This window comes from Anaeromyxobacter dehalogenans 2CP-1, from assembly GCF_000022145.1.
Lineage (GTDB): Bacteria > Myxococcota > Myxococcia > Myxococcales > Anaeromyxobacteraceae > Anaeromyxobacter > Anaeromyxobacter dehalogenans.
Map to the genome: position 1 here is coordinate 2202861 of NC_011891.1, position 18232 is coordinate 2221092.

The following is an 18232-nucleotide window of genomic DNA, read 5'->3' on the forward strand; positions in this document are numbered from 1 at the left end:
CGCGGCGCCGGCGCGCCCTCACCGCGCCGGGGGCGCGTCGCGCAGCGTCCGGAACGTCACGGACCAGCGCTCGGCGGGCACCGGCGGGATGGCGTGCTGCCACCGCCAGCGCGCCGCGCCGGCGAGGAGGTAGGCCGAGCCGGGCTCGAGCAGCACCTCGAGCGCCCGGCCGCCCGGGCCGCCCTCGCGCATCCGGAAGCGCGCCGGCGCGCCGAGCGACACGCCCACCACCTGCCCGAACGCCGGCGCGTCGCGGTGCCAGCCGATCCCGGCGCCGGGCGGATAGCGGGTCACCAGCGCCTCCGCGAGCGCAGCGGGCGCCACGCCGGCCAGCGCCGCCGCGCGCCGGCGCAGCGGCTCGAGCGCCGCCGGAAACGGCGGGCCGGGCTGCACCGCGCGGGCATCGTACGCGTAGGCACGGCCGAAGTGGGCCACCCGCCGCCGCGCGATCACCCCGTGCATCCGGACCTCGCCGAGCTCCAGGCGGGCGAGCGCGGCCAGGAGCGCCTGCTGCTCCGCCGCGGGGAGCAGCGCGCGCCACAGCCGCATGCCCGGCGGCAACGCCGGGACGGGCGAGGGGACCAGCTCGAGCTGCACGCGGGAGAGGTTAACGCGCCCGGCCGCGCCGCTCACGCCCACTCGCGCGGCGCGCGCAGCACGTCGAGGAGCGCCGCCTCGCGGCTGCCGGGCGCCGGCCGGTGGTCGTAGACCCAGCGCACCCGCGGCGGCAGCGACATCAGGATCGACTCGGTGCGGCCGGAGGTCTCCAGCCCGAACACGGTGCCGCGGTCCCAGACCAGGTTGAACTCCACGTAGCGCCCGCGCCGGATCTCCTGCCAGCGCCGCTCCGCCTCGCCGAACGGGGTCGCGCGGCGGCGCTCCAGGATGGGCAGGTAGGCCCGCAGGAACGCCCGGCCCATCTCGCCCGCGAACGCGAGCTCGCGCTCCAGGTCGTCCCCGGCGTCCTCGTAGAAGATCCCGCCCACCCCGCGGTGCTCGCCGCGGTGGCGCAGGTAGAAGTACGCGTCCGCGGCGCGCTTGTGGCGCGCGTAGCTGCCGGGCGCGTGGCGCTCGCAGGCCTCGCGCAGCACGGCGTGGAAGTGCCGGCAGTCCTCCTCGAAGAGGTAGTAGGGGGTGAGGTCGGCGCCGCCGCCGAACCAGGCGCCCCCGCCGCGGCTCAGCAGCCGCACGTTCATGTGCGCGGTGGGGGCCATCGGGCTGGCCGGGTGGACCACCACCGACAGCCCCGCCGCGGTGAACGCGCCGCCCTCGCCCTGCACCTTGCGCGCGAGCGCGTCGGGCAGCTCCCCGTGCACCTCCGACACGTTCACGCCCGCCTTCTCCAGCACCGCGCCGTCCTGGAGCACGCGGCTCTCGCCGCCGCCGCCCCCGGGGCGCTCCCAGGGATCCGCGGCGAAGCGGGCGGCGCCGTCGGCGCGCTCCAGCGCGGCGCAGATCTCCTCCTGCAGCGCGCGGACGGTCTCGGCCATGCCCGCGCGCAGGCGGGCGAGCAGCTCGGGGGACGCGGGCGTGGGCACGGCGGAACCCTTGCCGCCGGCGCGGCGCCTCCGCACCTCCCGCGCGGGGCCGCGGCTCAGGCGCTGGCGGCGGTCGCGCGCCGCGAGGAGTGCATGGTGCCGGGCACGAGCGCGGTGAGGAACATCGCGAGCGCCACCGCGACGTCGTTCCACCGGGCCGTGGAGGACGGCGCCCGGAGGAGCAGCGCCGCCGCGAGCAGCCAGGCGGAGAGGGCGACGCCGGCCAGGCGCACGCGCGGGCGCCACATGGCCCAGAGGGCCCCGGCGCACGCGAGCAGGCCCACCGCCGACGCGTTCGCGAACGAGGCGGGCGCCCGCCTCCACAGGAACGCGGAGAAGAACAGCCACAGGCCGAGCATCAGCGTGAGCGTCCGGGCCGCCATGGCGCACCTCCCTCGCCGGAAGGTGTGACCGGCCGCGGCCCGGGGCACGGGCCGGGCGCAGCGGCCGGGCGGGCGCCTCGCCGCGCGTCAGCTGAACACGACGGTCTTGTTGCCGTTCACGATGACGCGGTCCTCGCAGTGCCAGCGCACCGCGCGCGCCAGCACCCGCCGCTCCAGGTCGCGCCCGAGCCGCTTCAGGTCGTCCACCGCGTCGCGGTGCGAGACCCGGCCCACGTCCTGGTCGATGATGGGCCCGGCGTCGAGCTCGGCGGTGACGTAGTGGGCGGTGGCGCCGACGATCTTCACCCCGCGGTCGTACGCCTGCCGGTACGGGTCGGCGCCCACGAACGCGGGGAGGAAGGAGTGATGGATGTTGATGATGCGGTTCGGCCAGCGCGCCACCAGCTCCGGCGAGACGATCTGCATGTAGCGCGCGAGCACCACCAGGTCGGCCTTCCCCTCGAGCAGCTCCAGCATGCGGGCCTCGGCCTGCGCGCGGGTGTCGCGGCTGTTGGGCACGTGGACGAACGGGACGCCGAACGACTCCACCGACTCGCGCAGGTCGGGGTGGTTGGAGATCACCGTGGAGACGTCCGCGTGCAGGTCGCCGCGATCCCAGTTCCACAGCAGCTCCAGGAGCGCGTGGTCGTGCTTCGAGACCAGGATCGCGACCTTCTTGCGCTGCGAGGAGAGGGTGAGCCGCCACTCCATGCCGAACGGCCTGGCGACGTCGAGGGCGAACGCGCGCTCCAGGTCCTCCACCGGGAGGTCCAGCCGGTCGGTCTGGAACTCGAGGCGGGTGAAGTAGGCGCCGCCGTTGTCCACCGAGGTGTGCTGGTCGAAGTCGAGGATGTTCGCGCCGTGGCGGTAGAGGAAGCTGGAGATGGCCGCCACGATGCCGGGGCGGTCGGGGCACTGGACGAGGAGGATGGCGCGGGGCTGGGTCACGGGACCCGACAGGGTAGACGGAGGCGTGCCCGGGATCAAATCCCCTGCGCGCCCGGGCGCACCCGCGGCCGGGGGCGGCGCGCCGGGGCCGCCGGCGAGGGCGCGAAGCGCCGGGGTGCGGCAGGAGCGCGCAGGCTGCGTCAATTCGCGCGCAATTTTGGGCCGTCGACGATTGCGTCGGGGCGACGAAAAATTGAACAATCGTTGACGGACCGCAAGGCACCCGCCCTTCCTGCGGCGGTACGGGTGAGCGGCCGAGCACGCCGTGAGCGCATCGCCAGGAACCTCGCCCGGGATCTCCCCGGCCCCCGAGCCGCCCCCGCCGGCGGAGCCCGCGGTGCGTACCCCGGAGCCGGACCGCACACCGGAGGAGGACCGCGCGCTGCAGCGCCTCGCCAGGGCCATCGCGCCCGCGTCGCTCGGCGCGCTCGGCCTGGAGATCCCCTGGCAGCAGCGGCTCTCCACCAAGCTGTTCGCCATGATCGGCGCGGTGGCGCTCGGCACCGTGGGCCTGTTCTTCCTGGCGGAGATCGCGGTGCAGCGCCACCTGCTCGGCCAGGTGGTGCAGGAGTCCGACCTCCTCAGCCAGACCGTCCGCAACGCGCTCCACCGCGCCATGCTCCAGGACCGCCGCGGCGACGCCTACCTCATCATGCAGGACGTGGCGCGGCAGGGAGGCATCGAGCGCGTCCGCATGATGGACGCGAGCGGGCGCGTCACCTTCTCCACCGTGCCGGAGGAGGTGGGCCGGATGGTGGACCGCGACGCGGAGGCCTGCTCCGGCTGCCACGCGGCCGGCCAGCCGCTGCGCAAGCTCGAGCTGGAGGAGCGGAGCCGCGTCTTCCGCGCGGGCGACCACCGCGTGCTGGGGATCATGACCCCGGTCTACAACGAGGCGTCCTGCTCGACCGGCGCCTGCCACGCGCACCCGGCCACGAAGGAGGTCCTGGGCGTCATCGACCTGGACGTCTCGCTGGCGCGCCTCGACGCGCAGACCCACACGTTCCGCTGGCGCACGCTGGCGGCCGCCGCGCTCGCCTCGGGCCTGCTCGGGCTGTTCGCCTGGCTGTTCACGCGCCACCACCTGATGCGGCCGGTGGCCGCGCTGGTGCAGGCCACCCGGCGCGTGGCGCGCGAGCAGCTGGAGCTCGAGGTGCCGGTCACCTGGAACGGCGAGCTGGGCCTGCTGGCCGCCTCCTTCAACGACATGACGCGCTCGCTGCGCTCGGCGCGCCGGGACCTCGACGCGCTCATGTCGAGCCTCGAGCAGCAGGTGCAGGAGCGGACCGCCGCGCTCCGGGCCGCGCAGGACCAGCTGGTCCGGTCGGAGAAGCTCTCCTCGCTGGGCAAGCTGTCCGCGTCCATCGCGCACGAGATCAACAACCCGCTCGCGGGGATCCTCACCTTCGCGAAGCTCATCGTCCGCACGCTGGACCAGGGCGTGCCCGACGACGCGACGCGCAAGACGCTCGTGAAGCACCTGCTCCTCGTCCAGCGCGAGACCGAGCGGTGCAGCGCCATCGTGCGCAACCTGCTCGACTTCGCGCGCGAGCGGCCGCTCACGCTCAAGGACGTGGACCTGGACGCGGTGGTCGAGGAGGGCCTCCAGCTCCTCTCCAACCAGATCAACATCCAGAACGTGACGCTGGAGAAGCGGCTCGTGCCGCTGCCGCCGGTGGAGGGCGACTTCGGGCAGCTCCGGCAGGCGTGCGTGAACGTGATCATGAACGCCTGCGAGGCGATGGCGCGCGGCGGGAAGCTGACGGTCGAGTCGTCGGCGTCGGCGGGCGGCGGCTGGGTGGAGATCGCGTTCACCGACACCGGCCCGGGCATCCCGCCCGACCACCTGTCCAAGATCTTCGACCCGTTCTTCACCACCAAGGAGCGCGGCACCGGGCTCGGGCTGTCGGTGGTGTACGGCATCGTCGAGCGGCACCACGGGAAGATCGAGATCCAGAGCGAGGTGGGGAAGGGGACGCGCATCGCCATCCGGCTGCCGCCCCGGAGGGCGGCGGAGTGATGCGCGGCGGCGGGCGGACCAGGGCGGGTTCCGGGGGCGCGCGTCGGCGGCGCGCCCAGGGCATCGAATGAATGGACCCGATCTTCATCTGGTGGATCGGCGAGGCGGCGCCCGACCGGGCGCTGCTGGACCACGCCGCGCTGCACCTGGCCCGCGCCTTCGGGCGCCCGGTGCAGGAGTGGACCTCGCCGGAGCGCCCGCGCCACGCCTACGACCCGAAGCGCAAGCAGCACCTCTCCGGCGCGATCCTGAAATGGCTGCTGGAGGCGGGGCCGGGCGCCGGGAAGGTGCTCGGGGTGACCGACCGCGACCTGTTCATCCCCATCCTCACCTACGTGTTCGGGGAGGGGCAGCTCGGGGGCGGCGCGGCGGTCGTCTCCACCGCGCGGCTGCTGGAGGACGTCGAGCTGATCGGGCCGCAGCTGCTGCTGGAGCGGCTCGCCAAGGAGGCGGTGCACGAGGTCGGGCACGCGTTCGGCCTGCTGCACTGCGCGACGCCGGTGTGCGTGATGGCGCGCTCGTCGGGCGTTCGCAACGTGGACGAGAAGATGCCGGAGCTCTGCTCCGAGTGCCGACGCAGGCTCGAGGAGCTGCAGGCCGGAGGTCCCAGGTGATGTCCAACGAGAGAACGCGCATCCTGGTGGTGGACGACGAGGAGATCGTCCGCGAGTCGCTGGGCGGCTGGCTCGAGAAGGACGGCTACTCCGTCCACGTGGCGGCGGACGGGTTCGCCGCGGTCGAGAAGCTCAAGGGGGAGCGCTGGTCGATCCTCATCGTCGACCTGAAGATGCCGGGGATGGACGGCCTGCAGGTGCTGGAGGAGGCGAAGAAGCTCCTGCCCGAGCTGGCGGTCGTGATCATGACCGCCTACGCCACGGTGGACACCGCGGTCGCGGCCATGAAGCTGGGCGCCTACGACTACCTCGTGAAGCCGTTCGATCCCGAGGAGCTGTCGCTGATGATGCAGAAGATCGTCTCCCAGCAGACGCTGGTGCGGGAGAACGCGGTCCTGCGCCAGGCGCTGAAGCGCGAGTACAAGTTCCGCGACCTGCTCTCGAAGAGCCCGGCCATGCAGTCGGTGTTCGAGCTGGCGCGCACCGCGGCCCGCTCCAACTCCACCATCCTGGTGCTGGGCGAGTCCGGCAGCGGCAAGGAGGTCCTGGCGCGCGCCATCCACCAGGAGAGCCCGCGGGCGGAGGGGCCGTTCGTGGCGGTCTCCTGCGCCGCGCTCACCGAGAGCCTGCTCGAGTCCGAGCTGTTCGGGCACGAGAAGGGCGCGTTCACCGGCGCGATCGCCCGCCGCAAGGGCAAGTTCGAGGCCGCCCACGGCGGCACGCTGTTCCTCGACGAGGTGGGCGACATCGGGCCCAAGCTGCAGCTCGACCTGCTGCGGGTGCTGGAGGAGCGGCGCTTCCACCGCATCGGCGGCAACGAGAGCGTCGACGTGGACGTCCGGATCATCGCCGCCACGAACCGCGACCTGAAGCGCGCGGTGGCGGAGGGGAAGTTCCGCGAGGACCTGTTCTACCGGCTCAACGTCATCCCCATCCTCATCCCCCCGCTGCGGGACCGGCGCGAGGACGTCCCGCTCCTGGTGGAGAGCTTCGTGGAGCGGCTGTCGGTGGAGATGAAGAAGCGGATCGACGGCGTCTCCTCCGAGGCGATGAGCGCGCTCATGGCGCACGACTGGCCCGGCAACGTGCGCGAGCTCCGGAACATCCTGGAGCGGGGCGCGGTGGTCTGCACCGGCCCGGTGATCCAGATCGCCGACCTGGGCCTCCCCGGGAAGCCGGAGACCGCGCCGCGGCCCGGCACGCTCGCCTCGCTGGAGGAGGTGGAGCGGCGCCACGTCTCGGCGGTCCTGGCGCACACCGGCGGCAACGTGAGCCAGTCGGCGCGCATCCTCGGCATCGACCGGGTCACCCTCTACAACAAGATGCGCAAGTGGGGGCTGCGCCGGGACGGCGAGGACGAGCCGTCCCGCGACGGCGAGACCGGCGCGCGCTGACCGGCGCGCCGGCCCGCGCCCCCGCGCGCACGCGCCACCCCCGCCGCTGCCCCGCCGGACCGCCCGCGCCCCCGCGCACGGCGGCGCGACGCCGCGTCCGCGCAGGGTGAAGTCACGATTGGTGAAGCGCCCGCGCGATCCTGCCGCGCCCCCGCGCCCGCCGCGCACCGGCTGCGACCGGCTGCCACGTCGAGTTCCTCCGCACCGTCGAGGTTCTCTCCACCGGGGCCGCCGGCACCGCAAGCCCGCGTGATCACGAGCGGTCGCACCCCGTCCCGGTGGAGGGGCGCTGAGGAACTCGACAGCCCGGGGGTCCGCGCCGCGCGCCGGCGCACGCCGCACCGCGAGCGTAACCCACCGTGAACACGCCGCTCTTCGCGCGCGCGCGCCGCCGCGCCCCGGCTGGCGCGCGCCTTGCCATAGGGATCCGCGGGAGGACGGCGACAGATGACCTGCCCGTACTTGAAAGAGGTCTCGATGGTGTTCTGCCGGGCCTACCCGGTGAAGAAGCTCGTGCCGATCGACCGGGTCACCACGGCGAGCACCTGCGAAGGCGAGGCATTCAAGACCTGCCCGCTCTTCCGCGAGGCGCTCGAGCGTGCGGAACGGTCGGCCGACGCGGACTCCCATCCCTCACCCGCAGGGCCCAAAGGAGCGACGCCATGATGTTCGCATTCGTCGTGATGGTGGTCGGAGTTGCGGTGCTCGGGACCATGAACCTCGTCGCGGCGCACAGCTAGCCGCACCCGCGCGGAGACAACCATGAAGATCGGACGCAGAGGGTTCTTCAAGATCGCGGCAGTGACGGCGGGGGCCGCCGGCGCGTCGGCGGCGACCGCCGCCGCAGCGGCGCACGGGGCGGCGGAGGACGGGCCAGGCGTGCTCGTCGACACGACCCTCTGCGTCGGCTGCCGCGCGTGCGAGGCGGCGTGCGCCGAGGCCAACCACCTCGCGCCGCCGCCCGAGGACGCGAACGTCTTCGACCAGAAGCGCGACATGCACGAGCAGGCCTTCACGGTGGTGAACCGCACCGAGAAGGCCCCCGGCATCGAGCGCTTCGCGAAGAAGCAGTGCATGCACTGCCTGGCGCCGGGCTGCGCCTCGGCGTGCCCGGTCAAGGCGATGTCCAAGTCGCCCGAGGGGCCGGTGGTCTACAACCCGAACCGCTGCATGGGCTGCCGGTACTGCATGATCGCCTGCCCGTTCGACGTGCCGAAGTACGAGTACGGCTCGAACGCGCCGCGCGTGCGCAAGTGCAGCTTCTGCGCAGAGCGGCAGGCGAAGGGCCTCAAGCCGGCGTGCACCGAGGTGTGCCCCTCGGGCGCGCTCACCTTCGGGAAGCGCAGCGAGCTCCTCGAGGCCGCCAAGACCCGCATCTACACGAACCCCGGCCGTTACGTGCACCACGTGTACGGCGAGCACGAGGCCGGCGGGACGAGCTGGCTGTACATCACCGACGTCGACATGGAGCAGCTCGCGTTCCGGACCGACGTCCCCGAGCGGCCCATCCCGGACCTCGCCTCCGGCGCGCTGTCGGTGCCGCCGTTCGTGATGACGCTCTGGCCGCCGCTGCTGATGGGCATCTACGCGTTCTCCAACCGGCGCGAGGAGATCAAGAACGCCGAGTCGGAGCCGTCGAACGGGAAGGAGGAGCACCATGGCTAACGCCACCGCGGTCGCCCAGCACTCGTTCGTCCGCGAGAAGATCCTGCTCGGGATGAGCTTGAAGGAGTACCTCCGCGCCCAGCTCACGCCGACGAACGCCGTCGCGACGTTCATCCTCATCATCGGCGTGCCGCTGCTCGTCTACCGCTTCGCGGCGGGCCTGGGCGCCACCACGAACCTGTCGCAGTCGGCGCCGTGGGGCCTCTGGATCGGCTTCGACATGATGACCGGCATCGTGCTCGCCGCCGGCGGGTTCACCATCGGCTCGGCGGTGCAGCTGTTCGGGCTGAAGGACTACCACGGCATCGAGCGGCCCGCGATCCTCACCGCCTTCCTCGGCTACGTGATGGCGGTCATCGGCCTGCTCGCCGACCTGGGCCGCCCCTGGAACATCATCATGGCGCTCTTCAACTTCGGGACCGCCTCGGTGCTGTTCGAGGTCGCGTGGTGCGTCATGTGCTACACGACCGTCCTGCTGCTCGAGTTCACCGTGCCGATGTTCGAGTGGCTCGGCTGGAAGCGCATCCACTCGGTGATGAAGAAGACGCTCATCGCCCTCACGGTGCTCTCGGTCATCTTCTCGACCATGCACCAGTCGGCGCTCGGCTCGCTCTTCCTGCTCGCGCCGACCAAGCTCCACCCGCTCTGGTACACGCCCTACATCTTCGTGTTCTTCTTCGTCAGCGCGATCATCGCCGGCCTCAACATGGTGATCTTCGAGAGCGCGCTCTCGCACCGGATCTTCCAGACCCGGGCCGACCACCACGTCGACGTCGACAAGCTGACCATCGGCCTCGGGAAGGCGGCGGCGGTGGTGATGTTCGCCTACTTCTTCCTGAAGCTGCAGAGCGTGGTGGACGGGCACAGCTGGGGCTACCTGGCCACCGGCTACGGCGCCTGGTGGCTGGTCGAGGTCGTCGGCTTCGTGCTGCTGCCTTCGCTGGTGTTCGCCTACGGCGCGCGCAACCGCAAGGTGAAGCTCATCCGGGCGGCCTCGGTGATCGGCGTCCTCGGGGTGGTGCTGAACCGCCTGAACATCTCGGTCATCGCGTTCAACTGGAACCGGGTCGACCGGTACGTGCCGAGCTGGATGGAGATCTGGGTGTCCATCACCCTCGTCACCATCGGCGTGCTGGCGTACCGCTGGATCGTCAACCGCATGCCCATCCTGCGTGGGGACCCGGCGTTCCCCGCTGAGCACTGAAAGGAGGAAGCCATGGCCTACGACCTGCTCTCCGTGTATCCGGCCAAGCTCCTCGAGTACGGACTCGGGATCGCCTACCTGCTGATGTTCATCCCGTTCTGGCGCTACGTCCAGGGCGGCAAGCCGGCGGCGGCCGAGGTCCGCGCCCCCGCCCGCGTCCCCGCGGTGGCGCCCGCGGCCCACCCGATCGCGGCCCGGCCCGCGGTGGCTGGCTGGTTCCAGGTGCCCGCCGGCGTGCACCTGCACCCCGGCCACACCTGGGCGCGCCTGGAGTCCGACGGCCTGGTGGCGGTCGGCGTGGACGACTTCGCCCACAAGCTGGTGGGGCCGGCCCGGGTCGAGCTGCCCAGCGTCGGCGCCAAGGTCGCGCAGGGCGAGCCGGCGCTCGAGCTCGGCGACGGCGAGCGCAGCGTCCCGATGCTCTCGCCCATCGACGGGACCGTGGTGGCGGTGAACGCGGCGGCGCGCGAGCGGACGGACGGCGTCGAGGATCCGTACGGCGCCGGCTGGCTGTTCAAGGTGAAGGCGCCCCGCCTCGCCGCGAACCTCCGCCAGCTCTTCACCGACAGCGCCGCCAACCGGTTCCTGGAGGACGCGTCCGAGCGCCTCGCCATGCGGATGAGCCCCGAGCTCGGCCGCGTGCTGCAGGACGGCGGCGTGCCCATCCACGGCATCGGCCGCGCGCTGGCCGGCGACGACTGGGACGAGATGGCGCGCACCTTCTTCCTGACCTGAGAACGGAGATCACAGCCATGACGCTCAAGCTCTCGTGGTGCGGTGCGCTGGCCGGGCTGCTGCTGGGCGGCAGCGCGCTCGCGGGCGACCTCCCGAACCTGCCTCCGGAGCTCCCGCTCCCGCAGGGCGGCGACAGCCCGGGCCAGGTGACGTTCCGGCACGACAGCCACGTGGACTCGGCCAAGCCGGACTGCGTGTCCTGCCACCCGCGCCGGTTCGGGATCCTCGGCCGCTCGGCCAAGGAGAAGAAGCAGGCGGTGACGCACGCCGCGATGGAGAAGGGCGAGTCGTGCGGGGCGTGCCACGGCAAGCAGGCGTTCGGGTTCGACGACTGCACCATGTGCCACGCGCAGTGAGGGGGGCGCGTCGGCGGTCCCCGGCCCACTCGCTCCGGGCCGGGGACCGCAGGCGCGGGTCGATGCAGGCGCCCGGTGACGGGCGCGGGCTCGCAGTCGGGAGGAAGCCATGCAGAGCGTTCTCGAGGTCCTCCAGTCGATCGGCGTCTTCACCCTCGGCATCCTGGCCCGGTTCGGCCTCTTCCTCGCGATGGTGGCGGTCATCGTCGTCCCGGCGCTGATCATCGCGCTGGTGGTGCGCGGGCGCGCCGAGCGGCGCGAGCGGGCGCTCGGGATCCGCGACGTGGACGGCGTGCCGTTCCGCCCGGACCTGTTCTACGCGCCCGGCCACCTCTGGCTGCACCGGCGCCCGGGCGGCCGCGCGGTGGAGCTCGGCCTCGACGGCATCGCGCAGCGCCTGATGCCGGCGGTCACGGCGGTGGACCTGGCGCGGCCGGGCACGCGCGTGGCCCGCGGCGAGACCATCGCCACGCTGCACGGCGGCGGGCGCGCCCTGGAGATCCCCGCGCCGGTGGACGGCACGGTGGTGGGCGTGAACGTCTCGGTGGTGCGCGACCCGGCGCTGGTGAAGCGCGACGGCTACGGGCGCGGCTGGCTGGTCGCGCTCGCGCCGGCGGACGAGGCCTACGCGTCGATGCCGCGCGCCGGCGCCGCGGAGTCGTGGATGCGGCGCGAGGCGCAGCGCTGGAACCACTTCGTCGAGCACCAGCTCGGCTTCGCCGCGGCCGACGGCGGGACGCTGGTCGCGCCCGCGCCGTGGCTGGTCGGCGAGGAGGGATGGGCCGCCCTGACGCAGGCGTTCCTGCGGCCGTGAGGGCCGCGTTCGCGGCGGGTGCGGCGATCGGCCGCCCCACGCACGACTTTCGCGGGCGCGCGCGGGCGCGAGCGGGCGTGAGACCGGGTGCGGCGCGCGGCCGCACGGGTCACGGCCGCCCGCGCGGCGCGCGCGCCGGCGTCGGCGGCGAGCGCGCCGCGGGCCGGGGCGGGGGCGCGCGGCGATCCGATCCCGCCGCAATCTGCGGGATTGCGTCCGAGGTGCGCGCGAGGGCGCAGGCGCGCGGGCGGGCGGTGCGCGATTGCGCGCAGGCGATCCGGGGGAGGCATTGCGGACCCGGTTGATGGACGTCAATCCTCCCCGGGCCCGGCGCAGAATCGTCGGCGGTTGCGCGAGGCGCGGGGGAGGTGTGCGGACGCCGCGATTCTTGCGCCGCATCTCGACCGGATGAATCCAGATCAATTCGTGCTGAATTCACGCGTGCTTATCCGGCCGGAGGCGTTGGACAATCCGCCCGCCCCCTGGTAGGAAGTGGCGCAATCCGTGGCTGTCACGGATTGACGCACCGACTCCTCCAGGGTGTGCAAATGATCCGACGCCTGTTGCCCCTCCTCCTCGCGTTCGCCGCGAACCCAGCCTGGGCGGGTATCCCGGCCGAGCAGGAGGACTGCCTCGGCTGTCACAGCGACCCGAGCCAGACCTTCGACCTCCCGAGCGGCGAGAAGCTCTCGCTGTACGTCGACCAGGACGCGTTCGCGAAGTCGGTCCACGGCGAGGCGCTCCGCTGCACGGAGTGCCACACCGACAAGACCAGCGACCACGCCACCGGCGAGCTGAAGTTCAAGACCCGCCGCGACGTGACCCGCGCCTACTACGAGCAGTGCAAGGGCTGCCACTTCGCGAACTACACCAAGACGCTCGACGGCGTTCACTACGCGGTGATGGCCAAGGGCAACGACAAGGCCGCGCTCTGCGTGGACTGCCACGGCGCCCACGACATCTCCCGGCCGGGCCAGCCGCGCACGCGCATCTCGAAGATGTGCTCGGGCTGCCACGCGGAGGAGGCGGACGTCTACGCGAAGAGCGTGCACGGCCGCGCGGCGGAGAGCAGCCCCGACGTGCCGGTGTGCACCGACTGCCACCGCGCCCACGACACCACCGACCCGCGCGACGGCCAGCTCGCCATGCGCACCCCGGAGATCTGCGGGCGCTGCCACACCGACGAGAAGCTGATGTCGAAGTACGGCCTCTCCAGCAAGGTGGTGTCGACCTACCTCTCCGACTTCCACGGCATGGCCGCGACGCTCCAGCGCAAGCAGAAGAACGCGCCGGACGCGCGCCTCGCCGCGGTCTGCACCGACTGCCATGGCGTCCACGACATCCAGTCGTCCAAGGACCCGTCGTCCACGGTGATGGCGGCCAACCTGCAGAAGACCTGCGCGAAGTGCCACGAGGGCGCCAGCGCGAGCTTCCCGAAGGCCTGGCTCTCGCACTACGAGCCCACGCCGCAGAAGGCGCCGCTCGTGTGGGGCGTGCAGGTCTTCTACAAGATGCTGATCCCGTTCATGGTGGGCGGGCTCGTGCTCCAGATCGCGCTGCACCTCTGGCGCGTGGTGGTGAACCGATGAGCGCTTACATCGTCCGCTTCAACCTGCAGCAGCGGATCGAGCACTTCATCACGATGCTCGTGTTCGTGCTGCTCTGCCTCACCGGCCTGCCGCAGAAGTTCTACACGGCCGGCTGGTCGCAGGCGGTGGTCGGCGTGTTCGGCGGCATCGACGTGGCGCGCTGGGTCCACCGCGTGTGCGGCCTGATCCTGGCGGCGTCCACGGTGATCCACTTCGCGAACGCGATCGCCGCGATGCTCTCGAAGAAGATCGGCTTCACGATGGTGCCGTCGAAGAAGGACTTCGAGGACGCCATCCTCCAGCTCAAGTACTACCTGGGCGTGACCGACAAGCACCCGATGTACGATCGGTACACGTACAAGGAGAAGTTCGAGTACTGGGGCCTGGTGTTCGGCAACGTCATCATGGTGCTCACCGGCTTCATCCTGTTCTTCCCGGTGACCGTCGCGTCGCTGCTCCCGGGCGAGGTGATCCCCGCCGCCAAGGTGGCCCACTCGAACGAGGGCCTGATGGCGTTCCTGGTGATCACCATCTGGCACGTGTTCAACGCGCACCTGAGCCCCGACGTGTTCCCGTTCGACACGTCGATGTTCACCGGCAAGGTCAGCCGCGAGCGCTACGAGCACGAGCACCCGCTCGAGCTCGCGCGCATCGAGGGGCGGGCGCCGCCCGCGGAGCACGGCGGCCACGCCTCGTCGCATGACGAGCGCCACGTGGGCTGACGTCCTCGCGCAGGCCATCTTCCACACCCTGGTCGCCTCGCTGTTCGTGGAGGCGCTGGTGCGGACCTGGCGAGTGCGCGACCCCGGCCAGCGGATCGCCCTGCGGCTCACCGCCCTGGGCTATCCGCTGGTCCTGTTTCCGGCCCTGGTGCTGCTGTTCCCGGTGCGGGCCGGCGACGCGTTCCGCGAGGGCGGCGCGCTGCTCGTCGGCCGCCGCTGGGCCGACGTGCGGCTGCTCGGGACCGGGATGTACCAGTGGTTCGTGGGCGGGCTGGCGACCATCGGGCTGGCGCTGCTGCTCATGGACCTGGTGCCGTTCCTGTGCCGCAGGCGGCGCGCGCGGCCGCCGCCGCGCGCGGTGCCGGACCCGGAGACCGCCGCGCGCCTCGGCGCCACGCTGGCCGAGCTGGCCGCCCGCCTCGGCACGCGCGTGCCCTCGCTGCTGTGGATCGAGCGCGGCGCGCCGGTCCTGTTCTGCACCGGCATCCGCAGGCCGGCGGTGGTGCTCTCGCGCGGGGCGCTGCGCCTGCTCGACGCGGCCGAGCTGCGCGCGGCGCTGGCCCACGAGCTCGCCCACCTGGCCCGCCGCGATCCCGCCGCGAGCTGGGTGGTGCTGCTGGCGCGCGTGGTGATGGGCTTCAACCCGGCGTTCCAGGTGGTCTCGCGCGCGCTGGCCCGCGACGCCGAGTGGCTCGCGGACGAGAGCGCCGCGGAGGCGTGCGGCGATCGCCTCGCGCTCGCCAGCGGCCTGCTCAAGCTCCACCGCGCCACCGCCGGGCCGCCGCCGGTGCGCCGGACGCTGCCGCTCGCCGCCGCGCTGTCCGAGCCGCTCGCGCGCGTGCGCTCACGCGACATCGAGCTGCGCTGCCGTCGCCTGCTCCAGCCGCCGGCGCCGCGCCTGCCGTTCGGGGCGGCGCGCGTCGCGCTGGCGGCCCTCACCCTGACGGCCCTGCTGTTCTTCGTGGTATGACCGGGAGCGTGACGCGCGCGCGCGAGGCGGGGCTCGAGCTCGCGCGGATGCTCGCGGCGCTGGTGTGGGTGGCCGCGACCTCCGCGCTGGTGATCGCCGCCCTCGGCGCGCTGCCCGGGTGGATCGCCGGGGAGGGCAGCGCGGTCCGCCACGCCGCGACCGTGCAGGAGGCCGAGCGCCGGCTCGGCGCGATGCTGATGCTGCCCGGCTACTTCCCGCAGCGGCTCGCCTGGCCGCCCTCGGAGATCCGGCTCGCCGGTGGCCGCCGCGGGTCCGCGGCCATCACGGTCGTCGATCGCAGCGGCGCGCCCGCCGTCCAGATCCTGCAGTCCACCGCGGAGGGCGCCGAGATCGCGGCGCCGCTGCTCGCCGATCGCAACGTGCTCCGCGTCCAGCGCACCACGGTGGGCTCGTACCCGGCGACGCTCTCCGCGGTGCTGGTGGCGGGGCAGCCCTGGCAGGAGCTGGCCTGGGAGCAGCGCGGCCGGACGGTGCTGCTCCGCACGCGCGGCGACCTCGACGAGCTGTACCACATGGCCCACAGCACGCACCCCGGAGGCGGCCGATGAGGCCCGGGCCCGAGGCCGGCGCGCCGCCCGCGCTGCCGGTGCCGCCCGCGCCCCCGCCTGCCCCGGCGGCGTACCGGACCGCGCCGCACCCGGCCATGCCGGGCGGCATCCGCCGGCGCGTCTATCTGCTGATGGCCACCGGCATCGCCGTCCCGCTCGTCATCATGGGCGCGACCGGGATCCACTGGGCGCGCACCCTCGACGAACGGGTGGTGGCGGGCCGCATGTCCGCCGCGGCCATGGCGGCGACGCACTTCGACGGCGTGCTGACCGAGGACCTCGAGGTGCTGCAGCGGCTCGCCTCCGGCGTGGCCCAGACCATGGGCAACGCGGACCTCGAGGAGGAGCGGCGCGTGGTGGCCGACACGTACCACCAGTTCCGCCACCGCGAGGGCGTCTACCTGCTGGACGCCGAGCGCAACGTGCTCGCGGAGGCGCCGGGCGGCCCGCGGTCGGCGGCGCCGGCCGACGACCTCACGGTGGTGGACGAGGTGCTGCGCACCGGGCTGCCGCGCCTCTCCGGCGCGGAGCAGGGCGCGCGCGGGCGGGTGGTGCACGAGCTCGTCCCGGTGCGGAGCTGGCAGAACCAGATCATCGGGATCGCCGGCGGCACGTTCGACCCGTCGCGGCGCGGCTTCGATCGCGTGCTGCAGCACCTGCGCCGCGGGGAGAGCGGCTTCGCCGAGCTGATCGACGCGGGCGGCACCATCATCGCGAGCACCGTGCCGGCCCGGGTCGGGCGCCGCACCGAGTGCCGGGCGCACCTCGGCGAGCTGGTGAAGGACAAGCGGGCGCAGGCGGCGCGCTGCGACGGGTGCCACGGCGACTGGGGCGTGAAGGCGGCGGCGCCGGCCGAGCTGATGGTGTTCGCGCCGCTGGCCGCGGCGCCGTGGGGCGTGGTGGTGCGGCAGCGCACCGCCGAGGCGCTGCCGACCGAGGGCGACGTGCCCTGGTGGCTGGTCGCGGCCGGCCTGGCGGCGCACCTCGGCATCGCGGCGGCGTTCGCCTGGGGCGCGGCGCGCAGCGTGACCCGGCCCATCGGCGTCCTCACCGGCGAGGCGGAGCGCATCGCCGGGGGCGAGCTGGACTGGTCCATCCCCGACCTCGGCACCGACGAGGTGGGGCGGCTGGGGCGCTCGCTGGATCGCATGCGCCTGGCGCTCCGGCGCCTGCTCGACGACGTGGCGCGGGTGAACGCCGAGCTGGAGCAGCGGGTGGAGGAGCGCACGCACGCGCTCAACGAGGCCTACGCCCAGCTCGCCGCGCGCGACGAGGCCCGCGCGCAGCTCCTCCGCAAGCTCATCTCTGCGCAGGAGGACGAGCGCAAGCGCATCGCCCGCGAGCTGCACGACGAGACCAGCCAGAGCCTGGCGGTGCTGGCCATGGGGCTCGAGGCGGCCCAGGACGCGATGCGCGGCGGCAAGGCGCCGCGCCTCGAGGAGGTGAAGGCGGTGGCGGTGCGCACGCTGGAGGACGTGCACCGCATCATCCTGGACCTCCGCCCGTCGGTGCTCGACGACCTCGGGCTGCTGTCCGCGATCCGCTGGTACGCGGAGCGCCAGCTCGGCACGCGCGGCATGTCGGTGCGCTGCGAGTTCGGGGAGCTGGACCGGCGGCTGCCGCCCGAGATGGAGACGGCGCTGTTCCGCATCTGCCAGGAGGCGATGAGCAACATCGCCCGCCACGCCCAGGCGACCGCGGTGCTGGTGGAGGTCGCGCTGGAGGACGACGTGTTCCGCATCGACATCGAGGACGACGGGCGAGGCTTCGACGCGGAGGCCGTCGCGCGCCGCGAGGGGCGGCGCTCCTGGGGCCTCATGGGCATCCGCGAGCGCGCCGAGATCCTGGGCGGCAGCGCCACGGTGGAGTCCGCGCCGGGGAAGGGCACCCGCGTCGAGGTGCGCATCCCGGTGCCGCGCGCCACGACCGAGCCGGGCCCCGCCGCCGCCGGAGCGGACGCGGACGCCGAGGGGAGGGGAACGTGAGCGACAAGATCCGGGTGGTCATCGTGGACGACCACGCCATCCTGCGCGAGGGCGTGCGTGCGCTGCTCCAGCTCCAGCCCGACATCGAGGTGGTCGGCGAGGGCGCCGACGGGATGCAGGCGCTGGAGCAGGTGGAGCGGCTCGATCCGGACGTGGTGCTGATGGACATCGCCATGCCCGGGCTGGGCGGCATCGAGGCCAGCCTCCAGCTGAAGAAGCTGGGGCGGCGCGCGCGCATCCTGATCCTCTCGCAGTACGAGGATCGCGAGTACGTCCGCCGCCTGCTCAAGGCCGGCGTGTCGGGCTACGTGCTCAAGAAGTCCGCCGGCGCCGAGCTCGCGAACGCCGTCCGCGCGGTCCACCGGGGAGGCCTGGTGCTCGACCCCGAGGTCGCGCGCACCGCCATGGAGGAGGCCGGCCCGGCGGCGCCCGGCGAGGCGGATCCCTACGAGTCGCTCACCGACCGCGAGAAGCAGGTGCTGAAGCTGGTGGCCGAGGGGCGGAGCAACAAGGAGGTGGCGGACGTCCTCGGCATCAGCGTGAAGACCGCCATGAGCCACCGCGAGCACGTGATGGAGAAGCTCGGGGTCCACAACCGCACCGAGCTCGTCCGCTTCGCGATCCGCAAGGGCGTGATCCGCGTGGACGAGTAGCGCGTCGCGGGCCGCAACGAAGAGATGCGGCGCAGCCGCCGGCCCCCACCGGAAGCTGCCCGCATCGGGTGAA

At 73.3% G+C, this 18232-nt stretch carries 19 protein-coding genes; 15 read left to right on the plus strand and 4 right to left on the minus strand.

What is annotated here, in order from left to right:
- Nucleotides 1–18 precede the first annotated feature (18 nt).
- The 4 genes from A2CP1_RS09780 to purU all read right to left on the minus strand — a co-directional run bounded on the left by A2CP1_RS09780 (nucleotide 19) and on the right by purU (nucleotide 2869).
- Nucleotides 19–597 carry an alpha-ketoglutarate-dependent dioxygenase AlkB gene (locus A2CP1_RS09780; RefSeq protein WP_041450667.1) on the minus strand — a complete coding sequence of 193 codons (579 nt, stop codon included), beginning with the start codon at nucleotides 595–597 and terminating at the stop codon, nucleotides 19–21.
- Between the two features lie 32 nt (nucleotides 598–629).
- Nucleotides 630–1538 (minus strand): oxygen-dependent coproporphyrinogen oxidase, encoded by a 909-nt coding sequence (gene hemF / locus A2CP1_RS09785; RefSeq protein WP_012633202.1) that lies wholly within the window; start codon nucleotides 1536–1538, stop codon nucleotides 630–632.
- A 56-nt stretch (nucleotides 1539–1594) separates the two neighbouring features.
- Nucleotides 1595–1921: an SPW repeat domain-containing protein gene (locus tag A2CP1_RS09790; RefSeq protein WP_012633203.1), complete on the minus strand. Its 327-nt coding sequence runs from the start codon at nucleotides 1919–1921 to the stop codon at nucleotides 1595–1597.
- Nucleotides 1922–2008: 87 nt separating this feature from the next.
- The gene (gene purU, locus A2CP1_RS09795; RefSeq protein WP_012525910.1) at nucleotides 2009–2869 is read right to left on the minus strand and encodes a formyltetrahydrofolate deformylase; all 861 of its coding nucleotides are present in this window, start codon (nucleotides 2867–2869) and stop codon (nucleotides 2009–2011) included.
- Nucleotides 2870–3206: 337 nt separating this feature from the next.
- Between purU and A2CP1_RS09800 the strand changes: the two genes are divergently transcribed.
- The 15 genes from A2CP1_RS09800 to A2CP1_RS09870 all read left to right on the plus strand — a co-directional run bounded on the left by A2CP1_RS09800 (nucleotide 3207) and on the right by A2CP1_RS09870 (nucleotide 18159).
- Complete coding sequence (locus A2CP1_RS09800) at nucleotides 3207–4889, plus strand: sensor histidine kinase (RefSeq protein WP_012633204.1); 1683 nt, start codon at nucleotides 3207–3209, stop codon at nucleotides 4887–4889.
- Nucleotides 4890–4960: 71 nt separating this feature from the next.
- Nucleotides 4961–5503: an archaemetzincin family Zn-dependent metalloprotease gene (locus A2CP1_RS09805; RefSeq protein WP_012525912.1), complete on the plus strand. Its 543-nt coding sequence runs from the start codon at nucleotides 4961–4963 to the stop codon at nucleotides 5501–5503.
- On the plus strand, nucleotides 5503–6897 hold the full coding sequence (locus A2CP1_RS09810; protein ID WP_012633205.1) for a sigma-54-dependent transcriptional regulator: 1395 nt from the start codon (nucleotides 5503–5505) through the stop codon (nucleotides 6895–6897). Before A2CP1_RS09805 ends, A2CP1_RS09810 begins: the two co-directional genes overlap by 1 nt.
- A gap of 447 nt (nucleotides 6898–7344) precedes the next feature.
- Nucleotides 7345–7563 carry a hypothetical protein gene (locus A2CP1_RS09815; protein ID WP_011421060.1) on the plus strand — a complete coding sequence of 73 codons (219 nt, stop codon included), beginning with the start codon at nucleotides 7345–7347 and terminating at the stop codon, nucleotides 7561–7563.
- 96 nt (nucleotides 7564–7659) lie between these two features.
- Nucleotides 7660–8562, plus strand: a complete 903-nt coding sequence (locus A2CP1_RS09820) for a 4Fe-4S dicluster domain-containing protein (protein WP_012633206.1) — start codon at nucleotides 7660–7662, stop codon at nucleotides 8560–8562.
- Nucleotides 8555–9766: an NrfD/PsrC family molybdoenzyme membrane anchor subunit gene (nrfD, locus tag A2CP1_RS09825; protein WP_012633207.1), complete on the plus strand. Its 1212-nt coding sequence runs from the start codon at nucleotides 8555–8557 to the stop codon at nucleotides 9764–9766. Before A2CP1_RS09820 ends, nrfD begins: the two co-directional genes overlap by 8 nt.
- A gap of 12 nt (nucleotides 9767–9778) precedes the next feature.
- Complete coding sequence (locus tag A2CP1_RS09830) at nucleotides 9779–10501, plus strand: glycine cleavage system protein H (protein ID WP_012633208.1); 723 nt, start codon at nucleotides 9779–9781, stop codon at nucleotides 10499–10501.
- Nucleotides 10502–10518: 17 nt separating this feature from the next.
- Nucleotides 10519–10857 carry a c(7)-type cytochrome triheme domain-containing protein gene (locus A2CP1_RS09835; protein WP_012633209.1) on the plus strand — a complete coding sequence of 113 codons (339 nt, stop codon included), beginning with the start codon at nucleotides 10519–10521 and terminating at the stop codon, nucleotides 10855–10857.
- 109 nt (nucleotides 10858–10966) lie between these two features.
- Nucleotides 10967–11671 carry a glycine cleavage system protein H gene (locus A2CP1_RS09840; RefSeq protein ID WP_012633210.1) on the plus strand — a complete coding sequence of 235 codons (705 nt, stop codon included), beginning with the start codon at nucleotides 10967–10969 and terminating at the stop codon, nucleotides 11669–11671.
- Nucleotides 11672–12234: 563 nt separating this feature from the next.
- Entirely contained in the window at nucleotides 12235–13260 is a 1026-nt protein-coding gene (locus A2CP1_RS09845; protein ID WP_245530029.1) for a cytochrome c3 family protein, read from the plus strand.
- On the plus strand, nucleotides 13257–13982 hold the full coding sequence (locus A2CP1_RS09850) for a formate dehydrogenase subunit gamma (RefSeq protein ID WP_011421053.1): 726 nt from the start codon (nucleotides 13257–13259) through the stop codon (nucleotides 13980–13982). Before A2CP1_RS09845 ends, A2CP1_RS09850 begins: the two co-directional genes overlap by 4 nt.
- Nucleotides 13960–14952: a M56 family metallopeptidase gene (locus tag A2CP1_RS09855; RefSeq protein WP_012633212.1), complete on the plus strand. Its 993-nt coding sequence runs from the start codon at nucleotides 13960–13962 to the stop codon at nucleotides 14950–14952. The genes A2CP1_RS09850 and A2CP1_RS09855 overlap by 23 nt, the downstream gene beginning before the upstream one ends.
- 8 nt (nucleotides 14953–14960) lie before the next feature.
- Nucleotides 14961–15521, plus strand: coding sequence for a hypothetical protein (locus A2CP1_RS09860; RefSeq protein WP_232288419.1), 561 nt, complete (start codon nucleotides 14961–14963; stop codon nucleotides 15519–15521).
- A complete protein-coding gene (locus tag A2CP1_RS09865) occupies nucleotides 15518–17506 on the plus strand; it encodes a sensor histidine kinase (protein WP_012633213.1) in 1989 nt (662 codons plus the stop codon). Before A2CP1_RS09860 ends, A2CP1_RS09865 begins: the two co-directional genes overlap by 4 nt.
- Nucleotides 17503–18159, plus strand: a complete 657-nt coding sequence (locus A2CP1_RS09870) for a response regulator (RefSeq protein ID WP_012525923.1) — start codon at nucleotides 17503–17505, stop codon at nucleotides 18157–18159. Before A2CP1_RS09865 ends, A2CP1_RS09870 begins: the two co-directional genes overlap by 4 nt.
- Nucleotides 18160–18232: the final 73 nt, after the last annotated feature.

Bases quoted from the DNA above. Each gene is read 5' to 3' on its own strand.
- A2CP1_RS09790 (WP_012633203.1), bottom strand. From the start codon at position 1,921: ATGGCGGCCCGGACGCTCACGCTGATGCTCGGCCTGTGGCTGTTCTTC.
- A2CP1_RS09805 (WP_012525912.1), top strand. From the start codon at position 4,961: ATGGACCCGATCTTCATCTGGTGGATCGGCGAGGCGGCGCCCGACCGG.
- A2CP1_RS09810 (WP_012633205.1), top strand. From the start codon at position 5,503: ATGTCCAACGAGAGAACGCGCATCCTGGTGGTGGACGACGAGGAGATC.
- A2CP1_RS09815 (WP_011421060.1), top strand. From the start codon at position 7,345: ATGACCTGCCCGTACTTGAAAGAGGTCTCGATGGTGTTCTGCCGGGCC.
- A2CP1_RS09820 (WP_012633206.1), top strand. From the start codon at position 7,660: ATGAAGATCGGACGCAGAGGGTTCTTCAAGATCGCGGCAGTGACGGCG.
- nrfD (WP_012633207.1), top strand. From the start codon at position 8,555: ATGGCTAACGCCACCGCGGTCGCCCAGCACTCGTTCGTCCGCGAGAAG.
- A2CP1_RS09830 (WP_012633208.1), top strand. From the start codon at position 9,779: ATGGCCTACGACCTGCTCTCCGTGTATCCGGCCAAGCTCCTCGAGTAC.
- A2CP1_RS09835 (WP_012633209.1), top strand. From the start codon at position 10,519: ATGACGCTCAAGCTCTCGTGGTGCGGTGCGCTGGCCGGGCTGCTGCTG.
- A2CP1_RS09840 (WP_012633210.1), top strand. From the start codon at position 10,967: ATGCAGAGCGTTCTCGAGGTCCTCCAGTCGATCGGCGTCTTCACCCTC.
- A2CP1_RS09850 (WP_011421053.1), top strand. From the start codon at position 13,257: ATGAGCGCTTACATCGTCCGCTTCAACCTGCAGCAGCGGATCGAGCAC.
- A2CP1_RS09855 (WP_012633212.1), top strand. From the start codon at position 13,960: ATGACGAGCGCCACGTGGGCTGACGTCCTCGCGCAGGCCATCTTCCAC.
- A2CP1_RS09865 (WP_012633213.1), top strand. From the start codon at position 15,518: ATGAGGCCCGGGCCCGAGGCCGGCGCGCCGCCCGCGCTGCCGGTGCCG.